The sequence below is a fragment of the Hymenobacter jejuensis genome, assembly GCF_006337165.1.
GTDB lineage: Bacteria > Bacteroidota > Bacteroidia > Cytophagales > Hymenobacteraceae > Hymenobacter > Hymenobacter jejuensis.
The window spans coordinates 3,162,082-3,187,410 of the sequence record NZ_CP040896.1; the positions used below are offsets into that span (position 1 = coordinate 3,162,082).

General features: G+C 55.9%; 22 protein-coding genes. 11 read left to right on the forward strand and 11 right to left on the reverse strand.

Going from position 1 to position 25,329, the window contains the following annotated elements; translation table 11 throughout:
* Positions 1–39 precede the first annotated feature (39 nt).
* The 3 genes from FHG12_RS13195 to FHG12_RS13205 form a co-directional block, all read right to left on the reverse strand.
* Complete coding sequence (locus FHG12_RS13195; protein WP_139516174.1) at positions 40–972, reverse strand: NAD-dependent epimerase/dehydratase family protein; 933 nt, start codon at positions 970–972, stop codon at positions 40–42.
* Positions 973–1,467: 495 nt separating this feature from the next.
* Positions 1,468–2,250, reverse strand: a complete 783-nt coding sequence (locus FHG12_RS13200) for a class I SAM-dependent methyltransferase (protein ID WP_165699396.1) — start codon at positions 2,248–2,250, stop codon at positions 1,468–1,470.
* Between the two features lie 379 nt (positions 2,251–2,629).
* A complete protein-coding gene (locus FHG12_RS13205) occupies positions 2,630–3,433 on the reverse strand; it encodes a class I SAM-dependent methyltransferase (RefSeq protein ID WP_165699397.1) in 804 nt (267 codons plus the stop codon).
* Between the two features lie 202 nt (positions 3,434–3,635).
* On the opposite strand from FHG12_RS13205, the gene FHG12_RS13210 reads away from it, so the two are divergent.
* Both FHG12_RS13210 and FHG12_RS13215 read left to right on the forward strand, forming a co-directional pair.
* Positions 3,636–4,613 carry an alpha/beta hydrolase gene (locus FHG12_RS13210; RefSeq protein ID WP_139516177.1) on the forward strand — a complete coding sequence of 326 codons (978 nt, stop codon included), beginning with the start codon at positions 3,636–3,638 and terminating at the stop codon, positions 4,611–4,613.
* 185 nt (positions 4,614–4,798) lie between these two features.
* Entirely contained in the window at positions 4,799–5,293 is a 495-nt protein-coding gene (locus FHG12_RS13215; protein WP_139516178.1) for an ankyrin repeat domain-containing protein, read from the forward strand.
* A gap of 80 nt (positions 5,294–5,373) precedes the next feature.
* On the opposite strand, the gene FHG12_RS13220 is transcribed toward FHG12_RS13215, so the two are convergent.
* The 5 genes from FHG12_RS13220 to FHG12_RS13240 form a co-directional block, all read right to left on the reverse strand.
* On the reverse strand, positions 5,374–5,757 hold the full coding sequence (locus FHG12_RS13220; RefSeq protein ID WP_139516179.1) for a YybH family protein: 384 nt from the start codon (positions 5,755–5,757) through the stop codon (positions 5,374–5,376).
* A 121-nt stretch (positions 5,758–5,878) separates the two neighbouring features.
* The gene (locus tag FHG12_RS13225; RefSeq protein ID WP_139516180.1) at positions 5,879–7,498 is read right to left on the reverse strand and encodes an SBBP repeat-containing protein; all 1,620 of its coding nucleotides are present in this window, start codon (positions 7,496–7,498) and stop codon (positions 5,879–5,881) included.
* A gap of 398 nt (positions 7,499–7,896) precedes the next feature.
* Positions 7,897–8,337, reverse strand: coding sequence for a hypothetical protein (locus FHG12_RS13230; protein WP_139516181.1), 441 nt, complete (start codon positions 8,335–8,337; stop codon positions 7,897–7,899).
* Positions 8,338–8,339: 2 nt separating this feature from the next.
* Complete coding sequence (scpA, locus tag FHG12_RS13235) at positions 8,340–10,472, reverse strand: methylmalonyl-CoA mutase (protein WP_139516182.1); 2,133 nt, start codon at positions 10,470–10,472, stop codon at positions 8,340–8,342.
* Between the two features lie 105 nt (positions 10,473–10,577).
* Positions 10,578–12,365: a methylmalonyl-CoA mutase family protein gene (locus FHG12_RS13240; RefSeq protein ID WP_165699398.1), complete on the reverse strand. Its 1,788-nt coding sequence runs from the start codon at positions 12,363–12,365 to the stop codon at positions 10,578–10,580.
* Between the two features lie 200 nt (positions 12,366–12,565).
* Between FHG12_RS13240 and FHG12_RS13245 the strand changes: the two genes are divergently transcribed.
* The 3 genes from FHG12_RS13245 to dnaA all read left to right on the forward strand — a co-directional run bounded on the left by FHG12_RS13245 (position 12,566) and on the right by dnaA (position 16,002).
* The gene (locus tag FHG12_RS13245) at positions 12,566–13,327 is read left to right on the forward strand and encodes a 5'-nucleotidase C-terminal domain-containing protein (RefSeq protein ID WP_139516184.1); all 762 of its coding nucleotides are present in this window, start codon (positions 12,566–12,568) and stop codon (positions 13,325–13,327) included.
* Positions 13,328–13,435: 108 nt separating this feature from the next.
* Positions 13,436–14,362, forward strand: coding sequence for a bifunctional metallophosphatase/5'-nucleotidase (locus FHG12_RS13250; RefSeq protein WP_139516185.1), 927 nt, complete (start codon positions 13,436–13,438; stop codon positions 14,360–14,362).
* Positions 14,363–14,505: 143 nt separating this feature from the next.
* Complete coding sequence (gene dnaA, locus FHG12_RS13255; protein ID WP_139516186.1) at positions 14,506–16,002, forward strand: chromosomal replication initiator protein DnaA; 1,497 nt, start codon at positions 14,506–14,508, stop codon at positions 16,000–16,002.
* A gap of 85 nt (positions 16,003–16,087) precedes the next feature.
* Here the strand turns inward: dnaA and FHG12_RS13260 are convergent, their stop codons facing one another.
* Positions 16,088–16,591 (reverse strand): hypothetical protein, encoded by a 504-nt coding sequence (locus FHG12_RS13260; protein WP_139516187.1) that lies wholly within the window; start codon positions 16,589–16,591, stop codon positions 16,088–16,090.
* 124 nt (positions 16,592–16,715) lie between these two features.
* Positions 16,716–17,159: an OsmC family peroxiredoxin gene (locus tag FHG12_RS13265; protein WP_139516188.1), complete on the reverse strand. Its 444-nt coding sequence runs from the start codon at positions 17,157–17,159 to the stop codon at positions 16,716–16,718.
* A 151-nt stretch (positions 17,160–17,310) separates the two neighbouring features.
* Between FHG12_RS13265 and FHG12_RS13270 the strand changes: the two genes are divergently transcribed.
* The 6 genes from FHG12_RS13270 (at position 17,311) to FHG12_RS13295 (ending at position 23,590) form a co-directional block, all read left to right on the forward strand.
* Positions 17,311–18,807 (forward strand): GH3 auxin-responsive promoter family protein, encoded by a 1,497-nt coding sequence (locus FHG12_RS13270; RefSeq protein ID WP_139516189.1) that lies wholly within the window; start codon positions 17,311–17,313, stop codon positions 18,805–18,807.
* Positions 18,808–18,885: 78 nt separating this feature from the next.
* Positions 18,886–19,446 carry a nucleotidyltransferase gene (locus FHG12_RS13275; RefSeq protein ID WP_230471116.1) on the forward strand — a complete coding sequence of 187 codons (561 nt, stop codon included), beginning with the start codon at positions 18,886–18,888 and terminating at the stop codon, positions 19,444–19,446.
* A gap of 317 nt (positions 19,447–19,763) precedes the next feature.
* Positions 19,764–20,213 carry a 3-oxoacyl-ACP synthase gene (locus FHG12_RS13280; protein ID WP_139516190.1) on the forward strand — a complete coding sequence of 150 codons (450 nt, stop codon included), beginning with the start codon at positions 19,764–19,766 and terminating at the stop codon, positions 20,211–20,213.
* A 70-nt stretch (positions 20,214–20,283) separates the two neighbouring features.
* Positions 20,284–21,447: a 1-deoxy-D-xylulose-5-phosphate reductoisomerase gene (locus FHG12_RS13285; RefSeq protein WP_139516191.1), complete on the forward strand. Its 1,164-nt coding sequence runs from the start codon at positions 20,284–20,286 to the stop codon at positions 21,445–21,447.
* Between the two features lie 151 nt (positions 21,448–21,598).
* The gene (gene rseP / locus FHG12_RS13290; protein ID WP_139516192.1) at positions 21,599–22,939 is read left to right on the forward strand and encodes an RIP metalloprotease RseP; all 1,341 of its coding nucleotides are present in this window, start codon (positions 21,599–21,601) and stop codon (positions 22,937–22,939) included.
* A 156-nt stretch (positions 22,940–23,095) separates the two neighbouring features.
* Positions 23,096–23,590, forward strand: a complete 495-nt coding sequence (locus FHG12_RS13295) for a DUF6702 family protein (RefSeq protein ID WP_139516193.1) — start codon at positions 23,096–23,098, stop codon at positions 23,588–23,590.
* Positions 23,591–23,637: 47 nt separating this feature from the next.
* On the opposite strand, the gene FHG12_RS13300 is transcribed toward FHG12_RS13295, so the two are convergent.
* A complete protein-coding gene (locus FHG12_RS13300) occupies positions 23,638–24,981 on the reverse strand; it encodes a GntT/GntP/DsdX family permease (RefSeq protein ID WP_139516194.1) in 1,344 nt (447 codons plus the stop codon).
* Positions 24,982–25,329 lie beyond the last annotated feature (348 nt).

Genomic DNA, 25,329 nt, shown 5'->3' on the forward strand with positions numbered 1-25,329 from the left:
TTATTCGGTAAGCGATTGATTGTTTGATAATTATATAGGTTAATTACCCGCGCCTTGCTTTCCACTTGTTACAATTTGCCTAACGCCTTCACGTGCACTGATGGGCGTGTAGCCGAAGCGTTTTTCAAACTTGCTGCTGTCGAAAAAGTAATCCTGGCTGTATTGATAAGCCATTTCGCGCAACTCGCGCATCACGGGCACAAACAGGCCCAGCAGGCTCATCAGCCACAGCGGCACCACCCGAAACCGGGGCGCGACGTGCATTTCCTGCGCAAACATTTCTACCCACTGCCGGCCCGTAATGGGGGCTTTGTCGGTGGGCAGGTGCCAGACTTGGTTGTAGGCGTCGGGTGTGTTGCCCAGCAGCGCGGTGGCTTTGGCGGCATCCAGCACGTTGGTCCAGTTATGGATTTTGTCGGCATTGGCCAGCCAGTCGGCCCGTTTGCCCTTGCTCAGATTTTTGTAGACCGTTTCCACAAGCACACTGTTTTTCAGGCCCAGAAAGTCGGCCGAGCGGGCGATAAGGGCCTGCACTTGGCCGCTTTGCGCTGCGGAAAGTAGCATTTGCGCTATCTGGGCCCTGATTTCGCCTTTTTTGCTGGTGGGCCGTACGGGCGTTTCTTCGGTCATGTGCGCAATGTAGGCGCGGTCGTACATGTACACGTTGTCGAAGAACACGAGCTTAGCTTGGTGCTTCTGGCAGGCATCCAGCACGTTGCGCATGGTAGCTGGCCATTTGGCGCGCCACACCCTCCGGTTGTATTCATAGCCGACGGTAAGGTACACGACGTCCGAGCCTGCCACTGCCCGCTCGACCTGCGCCGCATTGGTAAGGTCGGCCGAAAACAGCTCGTCGGTTGGGTTGACGGCTACGGGCTTTCGCCCCACCAACCGCACCCGGTCAGTGTAATGCCGGAGTTCGCGGGCGAGCTCGGTGCCGATGGCACCCCCGGCACCTAAGATGGTTTGCATGGCCATGGAGTTTGGGTAACAAATAGGCGAGCTTTTTCGGCCTATATAGCGAAAACTAACTGTTTGCCGATGCACAACAGTAGTTCGGATAGAATACGCTGAGGTTGGGCGCAATTAACGGCATTTAGTACAATCGCTTCGTTGCTTTGTACAGCAAATAAGTCAGGGCAACGCACCTGACGCGCCATCTTACCGTCCTGTTTTCGCCCTTCTCACACTTTTATGCACGCTACATTCTTTGCTCGTCTCACCACTTTATGGTTGGTAACTATATTGCTTTTCAGTATAAGTGCTTATGCAACAACGCCTTGTGCTCGAGCTCAATACAAAGGCCATCGGTTTGTGCACCGCCCGTATTATAAACTGTACAAACACAGTAAGCCCCGCACGTTTTTGAGCTTTGGTAAGTAAGCCCAAAGCGCAGAAACGGCGCGTCGGCTCGCTACTAAGCTGAAAATTGGCTTAGCAGATGCGGGACGACGCGCCGTTTCTGCGTCAACTCTTTTTGAGCAGGAAGTACGCGTAGCGTTCGCCGAGCTCGACTGCCTGCTGGCGCTCCAGGGTGACGAGCTGCGGGGTGAAGCCGCACTGCTCGGCGTTCTGCCAGAACTCCTCGATGCGGTAGGTGGTCATGTGCGGCAGGTTCTGCGCGTAACCCCACCGGTGCGGCTGACTGGCCGATGTGCCATCGTCGTAACGGATCTGAATAAACGCCAAGCCGTCGTTGGTCAGCAACTTGCTTGCGATGTTCAACACCCGGCTGCCGTATTCCTTGGTGGGGAAAATCTCAAATACATAGGTAGAAAAAAACAAGTCACACGCCTTGGGAATGTGCTCTAGCGCGTGTTCGGGCTGGTCGGCCTCAAACTGGACGGGGACGAAGGCCTCGCAGGCCAGGGCCTGGAGCTGGCGGTGGCACTCGCGCAGGCTGGCGGCGGTGATGTCCACGCCGTAGTAGCGGGCCGCGCCGGGGGCGAAGTGCACGGCGTTGGCCCCGCCGCCGCAGCCCCAGTCGACGATGCGGCGGGGCGTGCGCAGGTAGGCCGGGCCGGCCAGGCGGGCGAACTGGGCCAGGTTGTGGCGGCCCATGGCCAGCCAGCGCGCGTCGTCGCCGGCAAACACCCCGTTGCCCCGCCAATGCGCGTTGCCAGGAATGCACGAGCGGTCGGTGCGATTCCAGTAACGCTGCGAATCCGCAATGAGCTTACTTTCAGGATCGTATAAGTGGAGGTTTTCGCGTATTACTCGTTCGCCAGAGCGGTATACATGAGCAATCACGTTACGAAGTTGCGCAACCATAGCCATGACAAATACAGGCTGGATAAGTCGACTAAAAATGTTTAGTAAGGCCTTAGGGAACCGCCTATCTATCGAGGCAGGCGTAGTAGGAATGCAGTAAATATTTGATATCGCAAATATTTAGGAGCTCAACCCGGCTTGGGGAGCAAGAGCAACTAATGTATAAAATTTATTATAAGAAATCACGGTAAAATTATCTGCCGAAATAAATTTTTACCCTGCTTCTTTTTTACCGTGCATTTCGCCAGCCCAACCAACGAAATGCAGTTATCCTTACAACGCGCAGAGCCCACCTGTACTTTGCAATGGCTTGACTATCAATGCATTGTAAAGTACAGGTGGGCTACGTACTACGGACTCAGTCTTTTTTGAGCAGGAAGTACGCGTAGCGTTCGCCGAGCTCGACTGCCTGCTGGCGCTCCAGGGTGACGAGCTGCGGGGTGAAGCCGCACTGCTCGGCGTTCTGCCAGAACTCCTCGATGCGGTAGGTGGTCATGTGCGGCAGGTTCTGCGCGTAGCCCCACCGGTGCGCTTTGCTCTTGCTGCTCTGATCTTTGTACTTGATCTGGATAAAAGCTAACCCGTTAGTATCGAGCAGTTTGTAAGCGATATCCAGAATGCGTTTCCCATAGTCCTTGCTTGGAAACAGCTCAAATACATAGGTAGAAAAGAAGAGGTCGCAGGGCTCAGTAATCAAGGCGAGTGTGCGTTCGGGCTGGTCGGCCTCAAACTGGACGGGGACGAAGGCCTCGCAGGCCAAGGCCTGGAGCTGGCGGTGGCACTCGCGCAGGCTGGCGGCGGTGATGTCCACGCCGTAGTAGCGGGCCGCGCCGGGGGCGAAGTGCACGGCGTTGGCCCCGCCGCCGCAGCCCCAGTCGACGATGCGGCGGGGCGTGCGCAGGTAGGCCGGGCCGGCCAGGCGGGCGAACTGGGCCAGGTTGTGGCGGCCCATGGCCAGCCAGCGCGCGTCGTCGCCGGCAAACACCCCGTTGCCCCGCCAATGCGCGTTGCCCGCCACGTAGTCGCGGTCGGTGCTGTTCCAGTAGCGCTGCGAATCCGCAATTAATTTGTCTTCCGACTCATAAATTCGGAGGTTTTCGCGGATCAGGCGCTCACTTGATCGATAGGCACGCGCAATAATACTACGTAATGATAAAGGCATGAACTGGCTGAGAAGGCGCTTAGGAGCGTTGCCTAGGGATTTAGAAAACGCGCTAAGATCTGAGTTGGAGTATGAAGGCCACATGAAGAGTATCGAATGCTGAAGCGCCCTCTGGGCTATACACACGTAGTTGTCTTTTGCTGATTGAAAGATATGGCAAATAAGTTATAATAAATCACGAAATAATATATTGACTTGGACTATGTCATTCGCTCCTCCAACATACGTGCCCGATATATTGGGCGAAGGGTTTGAACAACACTCCATTGCGCAACCCAATGATTATGAAGGGCCTGTGCGCTGCACGGTTGTTCGGAGACGAAACCCGCGAGCCGCTGCCAACCGGGCGGTGCTGTATTTGCACGGCTTTACCGATTATTTTTTTCAGCGGGAGCTGGCCGAGCAGTGGCTGGCCCACGGATTTCAATTCTATGCCCTGGATCTGCGCAAATACGGCCGCTCGCTGCTGCCGCACCAGCGCCCAAACAACGTCCGCGACCTGCGCGAATATTTTCCCGATCTGGACGCTGCCCTCGACCTGGTTCGGGCGGAAGGCAACCAGACCGTTGTGCTCAATGCGCACTCAACCGGGGGCCTGATTGCCGCGCTCTATGCCGATGCCGGGGCGCACCGCACGGCATTGGCGGCGCTGGTGCTTAATAGTCCGTTTTTCGAAATGAACCTGCCGTGGCTCGTCCGCCGGGTTGCCCTGCCGTTGCTTACGCGGGTGGGCGCAGTATTCCCTAATCTGACGCCGCGGGCCTCGTTGGGGCGCGGCTACGGCGAAAGCCTGCACCGGCAGTTTCGCGGCGAGTGGGACTACAACCTGGCGTGGAAGCCGGTAGAAGTATTTCCGGTCAATGCCGGGTGGTTGCGCGCCATTCGCAAGGGGCATCGGCAAGTGGCGCGGGGCCTGAGCGTGGCGCAGCCCGTGTTGGTGCTGCACTCCGACCGCACGCTCCGCCGCTACCGCCCCTTCAACGACGATTTTTTCCGGACCGATGGCGTGCTGAACGTGCAGCACATCCGGAAGCTGGCGCCGCGCCTGGGCCCACGCGTGACGGTGCGGGCCATCGAAGGCGGCATGCACGACCTGATCTTGTCGCGCGAACCGGTGCGTAGCGAAGCCTACCGCCAGATTTTCGAATGGCTAGCCACGGTTTTGCCGCCCGCAGAGTGAAATACTTCTATTATGTAAATATTTGATTATTAGATATTTAAATTGTTCAACACTGGCTTGTTGAACAAGTGCCGACGCAAGTGGTTGGCACTGCAACCGCAACAAAAGCCTGTAGCTCAGCGCCCGACTCTTCTGGCGCAATTCCCGTATGGATGGTAAATCGTCCGCCAAACTGCTTTTTTCCGATGTCCTTTTACTCCACTCAACCCGAAGACCTGTTGTTTGATGCCGCTCGCAAAGGCGATGTGGCGTATTTGCAGCAGCTGGTCGCCAACAACACCAACGTCAACATCCAGAACAGCAAGGGCTTTACGCCGCTGATTGTGGCCGCCTACGATGGTCACCTGGAAGCCACGCAACTGTTGCTCGACGCCGGCGCCGACCCCAACGTGCAGGACGTCGCTGGCAACAACGCGCTCATGGGCGTGTGCTTTAAGGGTTATCCCGAAATCGCGCAGTTGCTGATCGAGCGTGGCGCAGACCTGAATTTGCAAAACGGCAACGGCGGCACGGCCCTCATGTTTGCCACCCTGTTTGGGCGCAACAACTTGGTAAAAGTCATGCTCGATGCTGGCGCCGATACCACCATCCGCGACGTGCGCGGCCTTACGGCCCACGACTTGGCCATTCAGCAAGGCAACGAAGAAGCTTTGCAGATATTCGAGCAAATTAGTAAGTAATTGACTGTAAAGCACATAGAAAAAGCCCCGGCTGGATGGTCGGGGCTTTTTCTATGTGCTTGATGCAGAAATGCCGGGCGTTATTCGCCGCTGGTGTTCCAGATGTCGCGCTGAATTTTCCAGTCGTTGCCTTCCTTCTTCCACATCACGATGTACTTGCCGTAGTCCATTTGTTGGCCTTCGGCGCCGTTGAGGCGGTATTGGCCCAGCTCAATGGCCGTATCGCCGAAACTTTCTACCTCCATCGAGTGCAACCGCACCTGCTTGATGCCCATGTCCATACCGCCCTTCCAGAAGGACGCAATGGCCTCGCTACCCGTAATCGGGCCGCTGCCGGGGGGCAGCAGCGAGCCTTCTTTGGTGTAGAGGCTGGCAATGGCGACCACGTCGCCGCGGTCGAAAGAGTTTTCGAACTGGTCGTTGGCGTGACGGATTTCGTCAAGCAGGGTGTCGATGATTTCCATGGGCAGGCTGGCGGTTAAGAGGGTGGAAGTAAAAGATGTGGGTCTGGCTAAACCTACTCTTTTTTCGCTTGCCTATCAAGGCGTTAGCTTGGCTTGCGGGAGATGATTTTCGACGCCTTTGTTAGTGATGCACCGTGACCATGCGGAAGCTGATGCCTTGTTTATATTCGAGCTGAAGCACGTACAGGCCATCCGGAATCTTGGTCGTGTCGAAATTGATTTCGGCCAGATTGGACAGGGGCTGGAGCGCATGCGACGCCACTGCACGGCCCTGATACGAGTACAACGTGGCTTGCAGGGCCTCCACCTTTTCGCTGCTGGCGAGCTGGAGCGTAAACCGGCTCTGCACGGGATTGGGGAAAATGCTGACCGTAACCGAAGGCGGCGTGCTGACCTGCGACACGGATTTGATGCTGTAGCGCCCGATGTAGCCTTGCGTGTGCACGCTTTTCAGCGAAACCGGACCAAATCCGCAGCTTCCCGTGAAGGCGCCGGTCGTGTAGAGGTTGTGCTTGGAATCGATGGCCAGCTTGCCCGCCGAACTGGTGCCCGGCCCACTGACGAGCTCGGCAAACTCCTTCTGTCCATCGGGATTGAGCTGCGCCAGAAACGATTGATTAGTAGAGTTATAGGTAAAGTTCATCATGCCCGTCGCAAACACCTTCCCCGACTGCTGATCGACGGCAATGTCGCTGATGTAGTCGCTTTCGGGGCCGCCCAGTGCAGTAGCCCATTTTACGTTTCCCTGCGGGTTGAAGCGAGCCACAAACCCGTCGGTGTTGCCAGCGCTGGTGAGCGTAGTGGTACCGATGGTGGTGGTGCCGGAGAAGTTGCTGGCAATGTATATGTTACCTTTTCGGTCGGTGGCGATGCTGCGGCCGTCGCCGTACGGCAGCTGCCCTTTGGCCCATACCAGTCGCCCTTGCCGAGCGTTAAATTTGGCCAAGAAAACGCTGCCACCCTCGCTGGTCACCGTGGTGCCATCGAGCGTCCAGCCCGCGGTGAAGTTGCCACTTACGTAGCAGCTGCCCGCATTGTCTACGGCCACGCCGCCGCCCTGGCATACGCCATTGTCGCTCTGACTTGACCACACCCGCGCCCACCGCAACGCCCCCTGTGGGGAATAGCTGGCCACAAAGGCCTGCCGGCCGAAGTGCTGGGGAAAGGTGAGCGATTCGAAAGCAATGTTTTCGCCAGATACTGAGCCGGTTACGTAGCTGTTGCCGGCCAGGTCAACCGATACGCCCCAGCCGGAGCTGGAGCCGCTGGGGCTGCCTCCTTGGTTGCCGGCCTGCTTGATCCAGCGCGCCACGCCGTTGGCGCCGCACTTCAGAACAAAAATATCGCTGCCAGACACCGACGTTACCGACCCGGACTTCGGGCCGGTGGCGTAGCTCAGGGTGCCCGAAAAGCTGCCCGTGAGATAGCTGTTGCCTGCTTTGTCGACGGCAATGCTGGTGGGTAACGCATCGCCGGAAGCTGCCAGTTGAATGACCTTGGCTACTTGGCCGTTGGGTTTGCACTTGGCAATGTACACGCACAGGCCCGAACTAGTCAACTGCGTGCCACCCAAGGACATAGAGCCCGTGAAGCGACCGGTAACGTAGAAGTTGTTATCGGCATCCGTTGCCACGTCCATTGCGCCGTTTAGGTCGCTAATGGGGTAGGCAAACGTCCACGCCGATTGAGCGCTGGCCGTAAGTGAGACCAACCAAAAAAGAACCGAGAAGAAGTGTTTCATAACAAAAAGCTCAGGGTATAGAAATTGAGAAAAGGGCCTGTATCAAGGCGCTGAGCGGTACTACAAGACAGATACGCTACTCTGTTTTTGCGTCGGCATCATCCGACATAGCTTCTACACACTCCTCCGCCACACGTTGCTGCCGATGCGCTATTTACCAACAGTCAGTCTCCATCCCGCCTAAAGCGGCTCCATGAACCTCAGCTATAAGGTCCGCGGATTTGATTTACAATTTTAATAATTAAAGTCATAATAAAAATTGATATAATTATATAATATAAAAATGTCCAACTATGATGTGATCATGGTTAGCCTTTAGCAATTTTAAATAAGGGCAGGCGCTCATGTACCGCTTAAACGAAACCGGCCCGCTGGAAGAGCGGGCCGGTTTGAGGTATTTATAAAATGGTAGCTGCGTCGAAAGCGTTTTGCTGGGCGACGGAACTCGGTAGCTGGGTTCGGCGCAGCAGGGTGGCAATGTCCTTGGGCAGCTCCGCCACGGTAAGCGGGCGCTGGGGACGGGCCACTAGGTAGTACCGCGTATCAGCCCGGTCGTGGAGGCGGGTTTTGGTAAAGGAAAACAGACCGCGGCGGGCGTAGCGTGCAAATCCTTGGTAGCTGCCTTCGTCGGCTCTGGCTTCCGCTTCTGTTACCACCGGCGAATCGGCTTCTGGCAGCGTCAGGAAATACTGATGAAGCTCCAGCAGTGCTTCCTGCGAAGTGGCAACTGATTCGGGCAATATCCCGCCGCCAGAGGCAACGTGTAGAATACAGCCGTTGCTGTCCGTAGCGAACCAGTCGATATCCGCGTCTTCTTGGTCTATTTCGTCGATGCGCATTATTAGGCTTCTTGTTGCTCCGTCAGCTTCTTGAGTATCTCCTGCGCGGCTACAGCAATCACAGTCCCTGGCCCGTACACGCCGGCCACGCCCGCATCATACAAAAACTGATAATCCTGGGCCGGAATAACGCCGCCTGCAATCACCAGAATATCAGCACGATCCAGTTTCTTTAACTCCTCAATCAGCTGCGGAATCAAGGTTTTGTGGCCGGCGGCGAGGCTGCTCACGCCCACTACGTGCACGTCGTTTTCGGCGGCTTGGCGGGCTACTTCATCGGGAGTTTGAAACAGCGGCGCAATGTCTACGTCGAAGCCCACATCGGCGAAGGAAGTGGCGATGACTTTGGAGCCGCGGTCGTGGCCGTCTTGGCCCATTTTGGCCACCATGATGCGCGGGCGCCGACCTTCGCGGGCGGCGAAGTCGTCGGTCATCTGCTTGGTGCGGGCAAACTCTTCGTCGTAGTTCATCTCCGAGGAATATACGCCCGAAATGGCGCGAATTGTGGCTTGGTGACGGGTGTATACTTTCTCCAGCGCGTCGGAAATTTCCCCCAGCGTGGCACGCACGCGGGCAGCTTGCACGGCTAGTTCCAGTAGATTGCTGTTGCCGGAGCGGGCGGCTTCGGTCAGGGCGTCGAGGGCTTGCTGCACGGCTTCGGAGTTGCGCTCCGCCTTGATTTGGTTGAGGCGCGCAATCTGCGATTCGCGCACGGCGGCGTTGTCGATGCTGAGTACATCGATTTTCTGCTCCTCGCTGGGGCGGTATTTGTTTACACCCACAATGATTTCCTTGCCCGAGTCGATGCGCGCCTGCTTGCGGGCCGCGGCTTCCTCGATGCGCATTTTGGGCAATCCGGTTTCGATGGCTTTGGCCATGCCGCCGAGCGCTTCCACCTCCTGAATCAGTGCCCATGCCTTGTCGGCGAGCTGGTGGGTGAGGCTTTCGACGTAGTACGAGCCACCCCACGGATCGACGACGCGCGTGATATCGGTTTCATGCTGAAGGTAGAGCTGAGTGTTGCGGGCGATGCGCGCCGAGAAGTCGGTGGGCAGGGCCATGGCTTCATCCAGCGCGTTGGTATGCAGGCTCTGGGTGCCGCCCAGCGCCGCTGCCAGCGCCTCGATGCAGGTGCGGGCCACGTTGTTGAAGGGGTCCTGCTCGGTGAGCGAGTAACCCGACGTCTGGCAATGGGTGCGCAGCGCCAACGACTTGGGCTTCTGGGGGTTAAACTGCTTCATGAGCTTGGCCCACAACAGGCGTCCGGCGCGCATTTTGGCAATCTCCATGAAGTGGTTCATGCCAATGGCCCAGAAGAAGGAGAGGCGCGGCGCAAACTGATCGACATCCATGCCCACGGCTAAGCCAGCGCGTACGTATTCGAGGCCATCGGCCAAGGTGTAAGCCAGCTCCAGATCGGCGGTAGCGCCGGCTTCCTGCATGTGGTAGCCGCTGATGCTGATGGAGTTGAAGCGCGGCATGTGCTTGGCCGTGTAAGCAAAAATATCGGCGATGATGCGCATGCTCGGCTCAGGCGGGTAGATGTAGGTGTTGCGCACCATGAACTCTTTCAGGATGTCGTTCTGAATGGTGCCCGCCAGCTTTTCCGGCGTTACGCCCTGCTCTTCGGCCGCCACAATATAAAAGGCCATAATGGGCAGCACCGCCCCGTTCATGGTCATCGATACCGACATCTGATCCAGCGGAATCTGGTCGAAGAGGATTTTCATATCCTCCACGGTATCAATGGCTACGCCGGCCTTGCCCACGTCGCCCACCACGCGCGGGTGGTCGGAGTCGTAACCGCGGTGCGTGGCCAAGTCAAACGCCACCGACAAGCCTTTTTGCCCGCCCGCGAGGTTGCGCCGATAGAAGGCATTCGACTCTTCCGCCGTTGAAAAGCCCGCGTATTGCCGAATTGTCCAGGGGTTCTGCACGTACATCGTGGCATAGGGCCCGCGCAGATACGGCGCCACGCCCGCCCCAAAACCCAAGTGGTCGAGGCCGGCCACATCGGCGGCCGTGTAGTAGCTTTTTAGCGGAATCTGCTCAGCAGTAGCGGCTTCGGTGGCTTCGGCAGGGGCCGGGGGCAGGGGCGAGGCGTTATAGGCAATGCGGGAAAAGTCGGGCTTCATGGCGGTGGATTGTGAGCTTTATTGTTATTTATAAATTATTGATAATCAACTACTTATGATAATTTCTTTGGTGATTATTAGCAGTGAATAATTTTTGAAGACCGTTTAGCGGCCCTGCAAACGGGCGAGCACGTCTTCGGTGCTGTAGCCTTGCACCGTAAATTCTTCAAACCCAAACAGGGCGATGGCTTCCTGCATGGTGGCCATGTCGGCGGTAAGCAGGTGCGGCGGAATAAAATCGTGGTCTTCCTTCGAGACGTGGCACACGACGCGGGCAAACAGGCCAAACTGATCGGGCGTCGCGTACATCAGCGTCGCAGCTTCGGGTGAGGAAAACAACACTGACAGCTTGCCATCTGGCGTGCGAGCGTCCAGCGCGGCCCGTTCCTCGGCTGGCAACAGCCGCAGAAACGACTCCAGAATCATCTGGTTGGTGTGCGGGCCCAGCAGCACGACTGCCGCCCGCTTATGCTTTTTTTCGCGGCGCTGAAAATGCAGGGCTGTTGCCAAGCGTAAGACTTCGGTAGGGTACGCGGCCCGGGTGGCGTCGAACTCGCGGCTGCGCAACAGCTTTTTGGGGTTGTAATCGAAGGTTTCGTTGGGGTCCTGAAAGCGGTTGGTCCCGACCACTACCTTTTCGCCGGTGGCAATATCTTTAAACTGCTGCTGCGCGACCACCAGCAGCTCTTGCATCATCAGGCCCAGCGCGCTCGGCATTCCGCCTTGCGCTTCGATGCGTTGGAACAAAGCCCACGCTTCCTGCGCCAACTGATCGGTAAGGGTTTCTAAATAATAAGAGCCCGCCGCCGGATCGGTAACCAGATCAAGGTGCGATTCTTCGCGCAGAATGACCGACAGGTTACGGGCCAAACGGTCGGAGAAATCATTGGGCTCGTGAAACAGCTTGTCGAAAGGCGCCACGCTTACGGCATCGGCGCCGCCCAGCACGGCAGCCATGGTTTCGGTCGTGACGCGCAGCAGGTTGGTGTACGGGTCGAGTGTCGTCTGGGACCAAGTAGCGGAACTGGCAAAGATGCGCAGCTGGCCAGCGGCTTCCACGGGCAGCCCGTAGGCGCAAAGTAGTGTGGCCCAGAGCTTTCGAAAGGCCCGCAGCTTCGCGATTTCCAGAAAATAGCTGGGGTTGACGGCTACATTTACTTGCATGGCCGCTGCTACCTCAGCCACGGAGAGCGCGCCGGTCGGTAGGCTGCTTAGGTAAGCCGAAGCCGCCGCCAATGCAAAGGCTATCTGCTGCGTAGCCGTGCCGCCCCGGTTGCCGAAAAACGCGCCGTTTAGCGCCAGGCTGCGAAACTCGGGCATGTCGTGGGTGAGGGAAATGGCTTCCCGCAGCTCCGCCAGCTGATGGTGCAGGTCGGGCGCATGGTTGGTGACGGGGTCGCAGCGCAAAAAGCCGCGCAACACCGTGGCACCGGTAGCCAGCAGGCGTTTCACAAAAGCCCCCGGTGCCGTACGGATGGTATAGCCTACGTAAGCAGTGTCCAGTGGCAGGCGCTCGTGCAGGTATGTTAGGTCGAAGGCCGTGGCGTCCGTCAGCTCGAAATGGGCGCCGTCGGCACCGTTCGCGATTGCTTCCGCTGCCCGATCTATGAATGCACGTCCCGTATCGGATGCCCCTACGAAATGCGTGGGCACGTTCAGCCACGCATTGCCGGCAGCCCCAGTGCGTATTTGGGGCAGCGGCGAGGTGCCTAGGGCTTCCAGGGCTTCGCGGTGGTAGAAAGGCTGCACGATGAGGCCATCCGGCAGTCGCCATTCCAACTCCGCCGGATCAGCGCCTTTCAGGTCGCGGCGGATGCGCTCCTGCCAGGCCGCGGTCGTCACGGGTTCGAACTCAGAAAAAGAAACGGGCACGGTGGGCGGCGTATCAGCCATAGCGATAGGGGGTGGAAACCTAGCAAATCGAAGAACAGACTGCCCTAAAGATACCAGATTGGCCTTAGACAGCCGAAACGGGCTTGCTGATTCGAAACGCAGGCAGCAATTCCGCGCCGACTTTTGCATCCAACGCACCAGTTCTGAACCAAATAATCTGAGCTGGGCTTACCTTTGCCAACTACCCAGCCCGTTTTTCAATGCAATTCTTTCGTACCCGCGTCGCAGCTCTGAGCTTATTGGCTGCTGTAGCGCTCACCCCAGCCTGTCAGCGGGGTAGCTATGTAGCTAAGCCTGAGCTGGCTCCGGTTACGGCCCAGCCCGTCGGCAAATCCTACGCCGAGGACCCCAAAGTGGCCGCCGTCATCGAGCCCTATAAGCAGCGCGTAACCCAGCAGATGACCGAAGTAATCGGGACGGCACCCGTGGCCATCACCAAAAACAACGGCGAATCACCCTTGGCCAACTTTGTGGCGGACATTCAGCGCGAACGGGCTTCCAAAGCGCTGGGCCAGCCTGTTGACGTTGGCGTGATGACCAACGGCGGCCTGCGCGCGGCCTTGCCCGCCGGCAACATCACGTTGGGCTCAGTATTTGAGTTGATGCCGTTCGAAAATGAGTTGGTAGTCCTTGATACGCCCGGCCCGGTTATGCAGCAGCTTTTTGACTACGCGGCGCATCTCAAAATGGCGCTTTCCAACGTTACCTATAGCGTAGGCCCGGATGGCAAGCCGGTCAACGTTCGCGTGGGTGGCAAGCCCTTCGAGCCGGCCCGTACGTACACCGTCGCCATCTCCGATTACTTGGCCGGTGGCGGCGATAACATGGTGTTCTTCAAGGCGATAAAGCCCCGTAGCACTGGCGTATTGTTGCGCAATGCCATCGCTGACCACATCCGCAGCCTGACCAAGCAAGGCAAGCCGATCGAAGCCAAAGTGGAGGGCCGCGTGAAAGTTATGTAATCAGGTTTGGAAAGAAAGGATAATATTTTATAAATAATTGATTGTTAATAACTTATAAACTAATCTACTGAATACGAAACATTGGCTAACCGCCACCATTTCAACAACATGAACCGTCGCGACTTCCTTAAAAATACTGCTCTTGGTGCCGCCAGTGTAAGCCTGCTCGGGGTGAGCCTGCCCGCAATGGCCCGCGATTCCAAGGGCGCCCGGCTTACCATCCTGCACACCAACGACATGCACTCGCGCATCGAACCCTTCCCGGAGGGTAGCGGGCAGTGGGCGGGCTTGGGTGGCATGGCCCGACGTGCCGCGCTGATTGAGCAGATCCGGCAGCAGGAGCCAAACGTGCTACTGCTCGATTCGGGCGATATTTTTCAGGGCACGCCGTATTTCAACTTTTTCGGCGGCGAGCTGGAGTACAAACTCATGACCCAGATGGGCTACGACGCCAGTACCCTCGGCAACCACGATTTCGATAATGGTTTGGAGGGCTTGCAGAAGCAGCTGCCCAACGCCGGCTTTCCCTTTTTGATCGCCAACTACGATTTTTCTCAAACTATTTTGGCCGGCCGTTTTCAGCCCTACAAAGTATTTGAGAAAGCCGGGCATCGCATCGGTGTGTTCGGCCTCGGCATTGAGATGGCAGGCCTGGTATCCGACCGCAACTTTGGCGCTACCAAATACCTTGATCCTGTGGCCACGGCCACGGACATGGTAGCCAAGCTTCGCGGCCCAGAGCGCTGTGACATGGTTATTTGCCTTTCGCACCTCGGCTACAAGTACGAAAGCGCCAAGATCGACGACCGCAAACTGGCGGCACAGGTAAGCGGCATCGACCTGATTTTGGGTGGTCACACCCATACTTTTATGGATGCGCCCGAGCCCATAGTCGGCCCCAATGCGCATCGCACGCTCATCAACCAAGTGGGCTGGTCGGGAATTAACCTGGGCCGTTTGGATTATTCTTTTGCCCATGGCACCCGGCAACCGACTGTAGCAAGCTCAGCAGTCATGCCCGTGCGCGCCGCCTGACAAAAGCAAGCAATAGGGGGTTTTTTTCTCTCCTGACTTTTCCACATTTTTGTCTCCCTCCTGAAAAAACGGGCGCCTAAACGTCCGTGCCCGAACCCTTTTTCCCGCCCCAAGCACCTGTTGCTTTTGCACCTAATTGATTGATGCTGAAGGATTGCCGAACCGTATGGGCCAACTGTCTTCGCGTCATCAAGGCAAATATTGGTGAGCAGAGCTACCGTACGTGGTTCGAGCCAATTGTGCCCGTACAGCTCCACAATAACGTTTTAATCATTCAGGTGCCCAGCCAATTTTTTTATGAATGGCTGGAAGAGCACTATGTGGACGTACTCAAGAAGGGCATCTACCAGGAGCTGGGCCCGGAAGGTCGGCTGGAGTACTCGATTGTTGTAGACCAAGGCAATAGCCAGAACAAGCCCCGCACAGTCAACATTCCGACTTCGCGCAAGACTGCGGCGCCTTCGCCGGTGGCCAGCCAGGCCGCTGCCGTTGCGGCCGGCGCCATGACGGCTTCGGCCCGTAACGTGGCCGCCGCTGCCGCCGCTCCTGCCAAAGACAACACCACGCTGCGGAATCCTTTTGAGGCGGTCAAGTCTATCGACCGGAATTACCTTAATTCGCAGCTCAACAATACGTATTCCTTCGAAAACTACATTGAAGGCGACTGCAATCGTTTGGCGCGCTCGGCGGGCTTGGCGGTGGCCAACAAGCCGGGCACGACGAGCTTCAACCCGCTGATGATTTACGGCGGCGTCGGGCTAGGCAAAACGCATTTGGTGCAGGCCATCGGCAACCACATCAAGGCCACCACGCCCGATAAGTTTGTGCTCTATGTGTCGGCGGAAAAGTTTACGAATCAGTTCATTGAGAGCCTGCGCAACAACGGCGTGCAGGATTTTGCCAACTTTTACTTGTTGGTGGATATCCTGATTCTGGACGACGTGCAGTTTCTGTCGGGCAAGGACAAGACGCAGGAGATGTTCTTCCACATCTTCAACCACTTGCACCAAGCCGGTCGGCAAATCGTGATGACGTCGGACCGGCCTCCCCGCGACCTCAACGGCTTGGAAGATCGCCTGCTGTCGCGCTTTAAATGGGGTTTGACGGCCGATTTGCAAAGCCCTGATTTTGAGACGCGTATGGCCATCATCCAGAACAAAATGGAGCAGGATGGCATTGATATTCCGCCGCAAGTGGTAGAGTATCTAGCGCATTCCGTCAATACCAACGTGCGCGAGCTGGAAGGCGTGCTCATTTCTCTGGTTGCCCAATCGAGCCTCAACCGGCGCGAGATCGACCTGGAAATGGCCAAACAGGCACTGCGCCACATCATTGAAGAAGTAGAGGCGGAAGTAAACCTCGATTTCATTCAAAAAACTGTGGCAGAGTATTTTAGCATTTCAGTAGATCTGCTAAAAGCCAAGACTCGCAAGAAGGAAGTAGTAACGGCGCGGCAGGTGGCTATGTATTTTGCCAAAGAGCACACCAGCCATTCGCTCAAAAGCATTGGGCACAACTTCGGCGGCCGCGACCACAGCACGGTTATTCATTCCGTCCAGACGGTTTCGGACCTGATCGACAGCGACAAAAACTTCAAGCAGACCATTCAGGAGCTGCGCAAGAAATTTGCCGGTAAGTAGTTTGTAAATATTTGACAATCAAGCGATTACGAAAAAGGCCTGCTGAACAGCAGGCCTTTTTCGTAATCGCTTGATTAGGTACACCCTATTTCTTGGGCAGAGAATCGCGCAGCGGAATATTGTAGGTAGTAGCGAAAGAATGAATCTGGTCGCGCAGGCGGGCTTTGCGTTTGGTGCCTTTCACCTGGCGCAGGCTGAGCGCGTACACGTTGCCATCTTTGAGGCGCACGCGCAGTTGTTGGGCCACCATGTCCAGCGATTCCATGTCTTCGGCCGCGAATACTTGCTTGGCCCGAAACAAGCCATTTTTGTGTACGATGTAGCCTGGCGTAAACTCGAGGTAGCTTTGGGTGCCGAAAATAGGCGCGTTGTGCACCAACACGTATCCCACGTACACGAAGCTGAAAATGAGGAACGCGTAGTTGAGAAAGTAAAACGACTGCCGCATGCTGTCGTCGGCATCGTCGTGGGCCCACAGCGAAAACACGGTGTAGGCAATCCAAAGGCCTCCGATGATGAGCTGCCCCCAAAAGGGAATGCGCGAAGTATTGGCGGGCTGGAGGCGAATGCGGGTAGAGGTGGGGGGCATAGAAGCAAATAACGGCCGGATAAACGACAAAGTAAACGAAAAACCGGCAAGGCAGCGTGCTTTGCCGGTTCTAAGTCTTGGAGTCGAGTATCCGGGTTACAAAGTCAGCAACGGGCCGACCCCGTTACACAGATTGCGTCTGCTTCAGCGTGGCAGACGCCAGCTCCATTTCGGGTACAGCGCTAAGTAGCTGTGAGATAGGACAATGCGCTTTGGCATCTTCGGCAAACTGCCTGAACTCTTCTGCTGAGAGGCCGTCCACTTCGCCTTCGGTGGTCAGGCTGATTTTGACAACCTTCGGCACGTCGCCGGAAGTGTCGAGACTGACCTTCGATTCGGTGCGGATCTGCTTTACTTGTTTGCCCGCCTTGGTAAGCTGGCCGGTCAGGAACATGGTGTAGCAACCGGCGTGTGCCGCCCCAATAAGTTCTTCGGGGTTGGTGCCCTTTTGTCCTTCAAACCGCGCCCCTACCGAGTAAGGTGCGCTGACCGTCCCGCTTTGGGTGCTGATCGTGCCACTGCCTTTGATGTCGCCGTTCCAAACAGCGTTACCGCGTTGATTGATCATAATTGAGAAATTTGAAGCGAAAGAATAGACAAGTACCTAAGGCAATACCGTTCGTACTTACGTAAGGTTGCAACGACGGAAGGCGGCTCCCCAATAAGGCCGGCTACCGTTGTGCTACATTTGCCTCTTCTGGTTTTTTCTTTTTCCGTTTATGGGCCTCAAATCTGCCTTGAGCCGTCCGCTGGCCGCCTTTGTGCACCATCGCTACCAACAGTGGATGCGGCAGCCCGTAGCTACCCAGCAGCGGGTGCTGACCAGCATCACGTCCGAGGCCGATCGCACGGCCTTTGGGCGCGACCATGATTTTCCGTCCATTGCGTCCCACGCCGATTTGGTGCGGCAGGTGCCCATTCGTGATTACGAAGCCTTGGTTCCGTACTTCAACCGGGTGAAAGCCGGTGAAGCCGACGTGCTGTGGCCCGGCCGGCCGCTGTATCTGGCCAAAACTTCGGGTACAACCTCCGGCGCCAAATACATTCCCATCACGAGCGCCAGCATCCCCAACCACATCAACGGTGCCCGCGATGCGCTGCTTCACTATGTGCACGAAACTGGCAAAAGTCAGTTTCTGGATGGCAAGCTGATTTTCCTGTCCGGCAGCCCGGAACTTGAAAAGGTGAACGGCGTGCCCACTGGGCGCCTTTCTGGCATCGCCAACCACCACGTGCCCACCTATCTGCGCCGTAATCAAATGCCGAGCTATGCTACTAATTGCATCGAGGATTGGGAGGCCAAGCTGGAATGCATTGTAGATGAGACACTTACCGAAAGAATGACCCTGATATCGGGGATTCCGCCGTGGGTGCAGATGTATTTCGACCGCATTCGCGAGCGTACAGGCAAGCTGGTGAAAGACGTCTTTCCCGACTTCAACCTGTTCGTATATGGCGGCGTCAACTTCGAGCCGTATCGTGCCAAGCTATTCGAAAGCATCGGCCGCCCCGTCGATAGCATTGAGTTGTTTCCGGCTTCGGAAGGCTTTTTTGCTTTTCAGGATCAGCCCGGGAATCCCGGTTTGCTGCTGCTGCTGGATGCGGGGATTTATTACGAATTCATCCCAATTGAGCAGTTTTTTGAGCTTAATCCGCCGCGTCTGTCTCTGGCTGATGTGGAGCTGGACAAGCAATACGCGCTCATTATCAACAACAACGCAGGTCTTTGGGGCTACAGCATCGGCGACACAGTGCGCTTCGTGAGCAAAGATCCGTATCGCATTGTGGTATCGGGTCGCGTAAAGCACTTCCTGTCGGCGTTTGGAGAGCACGTCATCGGCGAGGAAGTAGAGCAGACCTTGCGCGAGGCGATGACACAATACCCTGAAGTAGAGGTAGTTGAGTTTACCGTTGCGCCGCGTATCAGCAACGATGCGTCCGAGCCTTCGCAGCACGAGTGGTTGGTGGAATTTGCCCGTCCGCCGCAAGATGCCGCCGCCTTCGCCGCGGCCTTAGACGCCGGCTTGCGCCGCCGCAACGTGTATTACGACGACTTGCTCAGAGGCAACATCCTGGCACCGCTCCGACTGACGGCCTTGCAACCCGGTGCTTTTCAACGCTATATGAAAAGCCAAGGAAAGTTAGGTGGGCAGAACAAAGTGCCGCGGCTGAGCAACGACCGACAACTGGCGGATGGGTTACTTATAGCAAGCTAAAAGCCGTAAATTGAGTTATGATTCAGTTCGATCGCACTACTACACGCAAAACTTCCTTACATCACGACCAGGATGCGGATGATGCCGCGTATTGGCGCACCAAAAGCGCGGAAGAGCGCATGGAGGCACTGGAATTTCTGCGTCGGCAAGTATATTCTTTTTATTTTCTCAGCAATGGCACAGGCCAACCAGCTTACGCAGGAATACAAAGAGTTTGTCGAATTATTAAACGCCAACAAGGTTGAGTATTTGGTAGTAGGTGCCTATGCCGTAGCCCGGTATGGCTACGTGCGGGCAACGGGCGATATCGACGTATGGGTCAATCCAACCAAAGAAAACGCCCAGCGCGTTGTGACGACGCTACAACTCTTTGGCTTAGGAGGATTAGGCTATACAATCGACGATTTCAGCACCCCCGATACAATCGTGCAATTAGGCGTGGCTCCTTTAAGAATCGATTTACTGACCTCCGTAGATGGAGTTGATTTTGAATCTTGCTACGCTCAACGTGAAACGAAAATATTGGACGAAGTGCCTATAAATTTCATCAGCTTGGCCGATTTGTGCCAAAACAAAGCCAGCACTGGTCGCCTAAAGGATCAGTTGGACTTACAAAACCTTAATAATGTAAACAAATGATTATTAGGGTATTACAGGTAGTGTTTCGACGGTATCCTGTTATAAGCACAATTCAAGTGGTATACTGGTTGTGTTGGATTAGCTTGTATCATTGGATACATATTGATCGACCCTATCTGGATAGCTGTGGTCGAGGGATGTTGATAGGGTATCCACTTGTATTTGGTTTAGCAGCATCCGCCGTTTATGGCTTGTCTATCTTGGGTTGCGCTGTATTTGGAAAAAATAGATTTTTTTACGTTGGCGCACTGCTCATAACTGTTATGTTACCTGTTATCTTGTTGAATACGTGGTAATTAAACGAATGAAAGTCCAGCGTGAATCTTAAACTCCAACTTTACGCCGCTTGCCAAGCCTACGTCCAGCAACGCATCGACGCGGCCCAGCACGCCATGCAAGCGGCCCAAGAATCGGCCAACTCCGAAACCAAGAGCAGCGCCGGCGACAAGTACGAAACTGGCCGCGCCATGGCCCATGAAGAGCGCAACCGTAATGCCGTGCAGCTGCAAGAAGCGCTAAAACTGCGCGCCGAATTGGAGCGCATCGATATCCAGAAGCCCTTCACCATGGCCCTGCCCGGTGCTTTGGTCATGACGACGCAGGGCAACTATTTTCTGAGCATCAGCGCGGGCAAGATATCCCTCGAAGGCACCGATTATTTTGCGGTTTCGCCAGCTTCTCCGATTGGGACGCAACTCAAAGGAGTGCATGCGAAGGACAAGGTGACATTCAACAACCGTTCCTTCACCATAACCAATATTCTGTAAGCCGGTTGCTTAGTATACCGCGCCGCTTCCGGGCAAATGGCTGTTACCTTTGTCTGGCAAATTCCCCCGTATGAACTCTCTTAAACGCGTCACGCTGCTCGGTTCTACCGGCTCCATCGGGACCCAGGCCCTTGACGTTATTCGTGCGCATCCCACCCGCTTTCAGGTCACGGCGTTGTCGGCGCACGCCAATGCCGACTTGCTGATCCGGCAAGCACTGGAGTTTCGGCCGGCCGCCGTGGTCATCGGCGACGAAAAAAAACGAGCCACGGTGCAAGCCGCTTTAAGCGGACAAGCCACGGAGGTGCTGGCCGGCGCTAAAGCCCTGGAAGAAGTGGCCTCCCGCCCCGACACCGACATAGTGCTGACCGCTATGGTCGGCTATGCGGGGCTGCTTCCGACGGTGCGCGCTATTCAGGCTGGCAAAACCATTGCGTTGGCCAACAAAGAAACGTTAGTCGTTGCAGGTCAGCTTATTACGCAGTTGGTCAAGAAGTACGGTGTAGGTTTATATCCTGTTGATTCTGAGCACTCTGCGATATTTCAGTGCTTGGTAGGCGAGGAGCGCAACCCAATCGAAAAAATCATCCTGACGGCATCGGGTGGCCCGTTTCGCGGACGCTCGGCCGAGCAATTGGCCAGCGTTACCAAAGCGCAGGCCCTGAAGCACCCAAACTGGGACATGGGCGCCAAAATCACCATCGATTCGGCGTCCTTGATGAACAAAGGCCTGGAAGTGATCGAGGCCAAATGGCTTTTCGGCCTGCGCAACGACCAGATCGACGTGGTAGTGCACCCGCAGAGCATCATTCACTCGTTGGTGCAGTTTCACGATGGTTCCTTGAAAGCCCAACTGGGCCTGCCCGACATGAAGCTACCGATTCAGTACGCGCTGGGCTACCCCGAGCGGCTGCCGTCAGAGTTTCCGCGCTTTTCCTTCCTCGATTACCCCCAGCTCACCTTCGAGCAGCCCGACCGTGCTACGTTCCGCAACCTGCCGTTGGCGTTTGAGGCCATGAGCCAGGGTGGCAACGCACCGTGCGTGCTCAACGCGGCCAACGAAATTGCCGTAGCTGCTTTTCTGCGCGACGAAATCGGTTTTTTGCAAATGCCCGATCTTGTCGAAAATTGCCTCTCGAAGGTTTCGTACCTTGCCGATCCGTCGCTGGACGACTACGTACAAACCGACCACGAAACCCGCCGCGTTGCGCAAGAACTGGTTGGGGCCTTGTAGGTGTTGTGCAGGCATCGGTTATCCTGAATTTGCGAAGGAACTTGCCACACCAATGCCAACTTTGCGGTTGGCTACATAAGGGCAGCTATTTCGTAAATATCTGATAATAAGATATTTAACTTTTTATTCTTAATTCAATCTCTTTTTTGCTTTGGAAGGATTAATCATGGCTGGCCAGATGCTGCTGGGCCTCTCCATCTTGGTGGGCCTGCACGAATTTGGTCACTTTGCCGCCGCCAAATACTTCAAAATCCGCGTCGATAAGTTTTACATCTTCTTCGATTTTCTGTTTCCCTTGCCCGGCGTGGCCAACTTCGCCCTGTTCAAGAAGAAAATCGGGGAGACGGAATACGGCTTGGGTTGGTTTCCGCTGGGTGGCTACGTGGCCATCCACGGCATGATCGACGAAACCACCGACGCCGATCAGCTTTCCGCTGAACCGCAGCCAAACGAGTTTCGGGCGAAGCCGGCCTGGCAGCGCCTCATCGTAATGCTAGGCGGCATCATCATGAACGTGATCACGGGCATCGTGATTTTCACCTTGATGACTTACGCCTACGGCGAGAGCTATTTGCCCGCGTCGGAAGCGCGTTACGGCGTGATTCCGAATGAGTTGGGGAAAGAAATCGGTTTCCGGAGTGGCGACAAAATCGTGAAAATCAACGGCCGTCCTTTCACAGAGTTCGACGACGTATACAACCCCGACGTGGTGCTGGGCAACCACAGCTACTACACCGTTGACCGCAGCGGCCAATTGGTGGATATCGCCGTGCCCGCCGACTTCATGGATCGCCTCTCCGACAAAGGCCAAACGGCTTTCGTTGAGCCGCTTAACCCATTTGTTGTCGATGAAGTGGTATCGGGCAGCGCGGCGGCCAAAGCAGGCCTCAAGCCGGGTGATCGCATCCTACGAGTAGCCCAACAATCGACGTTGTTCTTCCCAGAGTTGCAACAAGCCCTGAAAGCCAATGCTGGCAAACCTACTCCGCTGTTGGTGGAGCGAAACGGCGGTAATGTCACCCTGACTGCTAACGTGGAAGATGACGGCACCATCGGTTTCCGCCCCAAATCGTTGTTGCACCTGGCAACTCGACACTTCAGCTTTGCCGAATCGGTGCCGGCGGGTACCAAAAAGGCTTTCGGCATCGTCACGACCCAAATCAAGGCCTTCGGTAAGATCTTCCGCGGGGAGGCTTCGTTGCGCAAATCGTTGGGCGGACCTATCGAAATTGCCCAGCAGTACGGCGGCAAATGGGACTGGATTCGCTTCTGGACGCTCACCGGTATGCTTTCGATGGTGCTGGCTTTCATGAACTTACTGCCCATCCCGGCTCTCGACGGCGGTCACGTGCTGTTCCTGCTCTACGAGATGATTGCCGGCCGTAAGCCCTCCGATGCTTTCCTCGAAAATGCGCAAAAGGTAGGCATGGCCTTGATTCTGTGCCTGATGGTGTTTGTGCTGGGCAACGGCCTTTTCAAAACGCTGTTTTAAGCTAAGTAGCTCTAGACCTAGAGGCTGACTTTGGAACGAAGGGCCTTCCTTGCAGGGTTGCATAGTGGTTTCCGATACTTGGAACTACTATTGCAACCCTGCAGGGAAGGCCCTTTGCTTAGGTCTTTGCTCTGCTTTCTACCTCTGTTTTTCTGTATGCGTCGTTTATTTTTCCTGTTTTTTGCCCTGCTGATCAGTGTTGCTGCCTGGGCGCACGCCTATCATGCCAGCATCATGGACGTGCACTACAATGCCAAAAAGCAGCAGCTGGAAGTGGCTTTGAAAGTATTTACGGATGACTTTGAAAAAGCGCTCTCCACTGGGCAACCCGCTGCCATTAGCCTCGAGCAGTCGCCTAAGCCGCAGGTAACTGTGCTCACTACCAATCTGTTGCGTAAATCTTTGGCATTCGGTAGCAAGCCGGGCGAGGCATTGCCCATGCAATTTGTGGGCATTCAACGCGAAAACGACGCGCATTGGCTCTACTTTACCGTGAAACTTGCCAAGCCGCTAACTGGTATTTATCTGCGCAACAGCTTATTGCAGAGCACCTTCCCCGACCAGATGAATATCGTGAACGTCGACGCCGGAGGTAAAAAGGAAAGCGCCTTGTTCCGCGATGGGGAAGAAAGCCAGAAGTTAAGCTGGTAGAATTTGATATAAATGATTTATAGTCAGATACTTATATAATATATCTGCTATACGAACTGCGAAAGCACAAGTACTAGTGCAAAAGCAGCCACCGATAGCACTGTTTCCATTACGGTCCAGGTTTGCAGGGTTTCTTTCACGGTGAGGCCCAGGTATTCTTTCACCAGCCAAAATCCGGCATCGTTGACGTGCGATAAAATCAGGGAGCCAGCACCGGTGGCCAACACCATCAGCTCGGGACTGGTGCCCGGCACGCGGGCTACGATTGGTACCATCAAGCCGGCCGTGGTCGTGAGCGCGACCGTGGCCGATCCTGTCGCGACCCGCACCAGCGCCGCAATGGCATAGGCAACTACCAGCGGCGACCAGTTGGCGCGCACCGCGAGGTCGGCAATGGCTTTGCCCACGCCGCTTTCGATCAAAATGGCTTTAAAGCCTCCGCCCGCCCCGATGATCAGCAGCAGGCCGGCCAGTGGAAGCAGGCTTTCGGAAGTGCTCATGAGCAACCGGCCGGCACTCATCCCGCGTGCCAGCCCCAGTACTTGATACGCCAGTAGTACGGCTAATAATAAGGCAATCACGGGGTTGCCAATAAAAATTAGAACAGATCTGACCGCCGAACCGGGGGGTAACATTAACTGCGCCGCCGTAGCCATGAGCATCAAGGCAATGGGAAACAGTACGGTCAGGAGAGTAGCCGGCAAACTTGGCAAGGGATCGCTCGTTGCGGCAGTGGTTTGTGCGGCAGCCCCCGACCACGCCGGCCCGCTGGGCTGGATGCGCTTCGCGAGCCACGCCCCTAATAAGGGTCCTGCGACTACCCCGCTCGGCAATGCCACCAGCAAACCGTACAGGATAGTTAGGCCAATGTTGGCGTGGTAAGCATCTACTGCTATGAGGGCGCCGGGGTGGGGTGGCACGAGGCCATGGGTAATCGAGAGGCCCGCCAAAACCGGAATACCGATTGCCAGCATCGACTGCCGCGACTGACGTACCACCGTCAACAAGATGGGCAACAGGAGCACCACTCCGACTTCGAAAAATACGGTGACGCCGATCAGCAGGCCCAAAAACAGCATGGCCCACGGCAGTCGGCGCTGCCCAAACAGCCGAATTAGCCAGCTAGCCAGTTGATCGGCTCCGCCCGAATCGGCCAGAACCTTTCCCAGAATTGCGCCAAGCCCTAGAATACCAGCCAGATGGCCCAGCGTAGCGCCGACGCCTGTCTCGTAACTGCTAACCAGCTTGTTGGCTTCCATGCCGGTGGCCAAACCCAGAAAAAGGCTTGCCAGAAGAAGCGCCAAGAAGGCGTGCAAGCGCAACACAGCGACCAGCACAATTACAAGCACAATGGCCGCTGCCGCAAGCCCAATCAGGGTACTGCCACCCATAAGATTCTGGTAGTATGGAGCTGTAAGTTAGGATGTTGCTCCTTACCGCCACGTGGCAGTTGTCGAGTTTGGCAAAGAAATTTTATTTAATCGCTTGATTCGCACATGGCCTAAACGTGCCGCTCCGAAGCACTACTTGATAAGTTTCAGGGCCACAAGCCACAACGCAAAAGGACAAATACTTGCCGTCAGTTTTGCCCATGAAGGCTTCCTGAGAAAGAATACCTGGACTGCTAAGATGACGTACAGAGGCAGCAGAAAGACAAAAGCCCAAGGAATCAGAGATAAAAGCAAGCAAACCACCTCGGCAGCTATGTATCGCCAAAGATGGTATGTGTCTGATCTGTA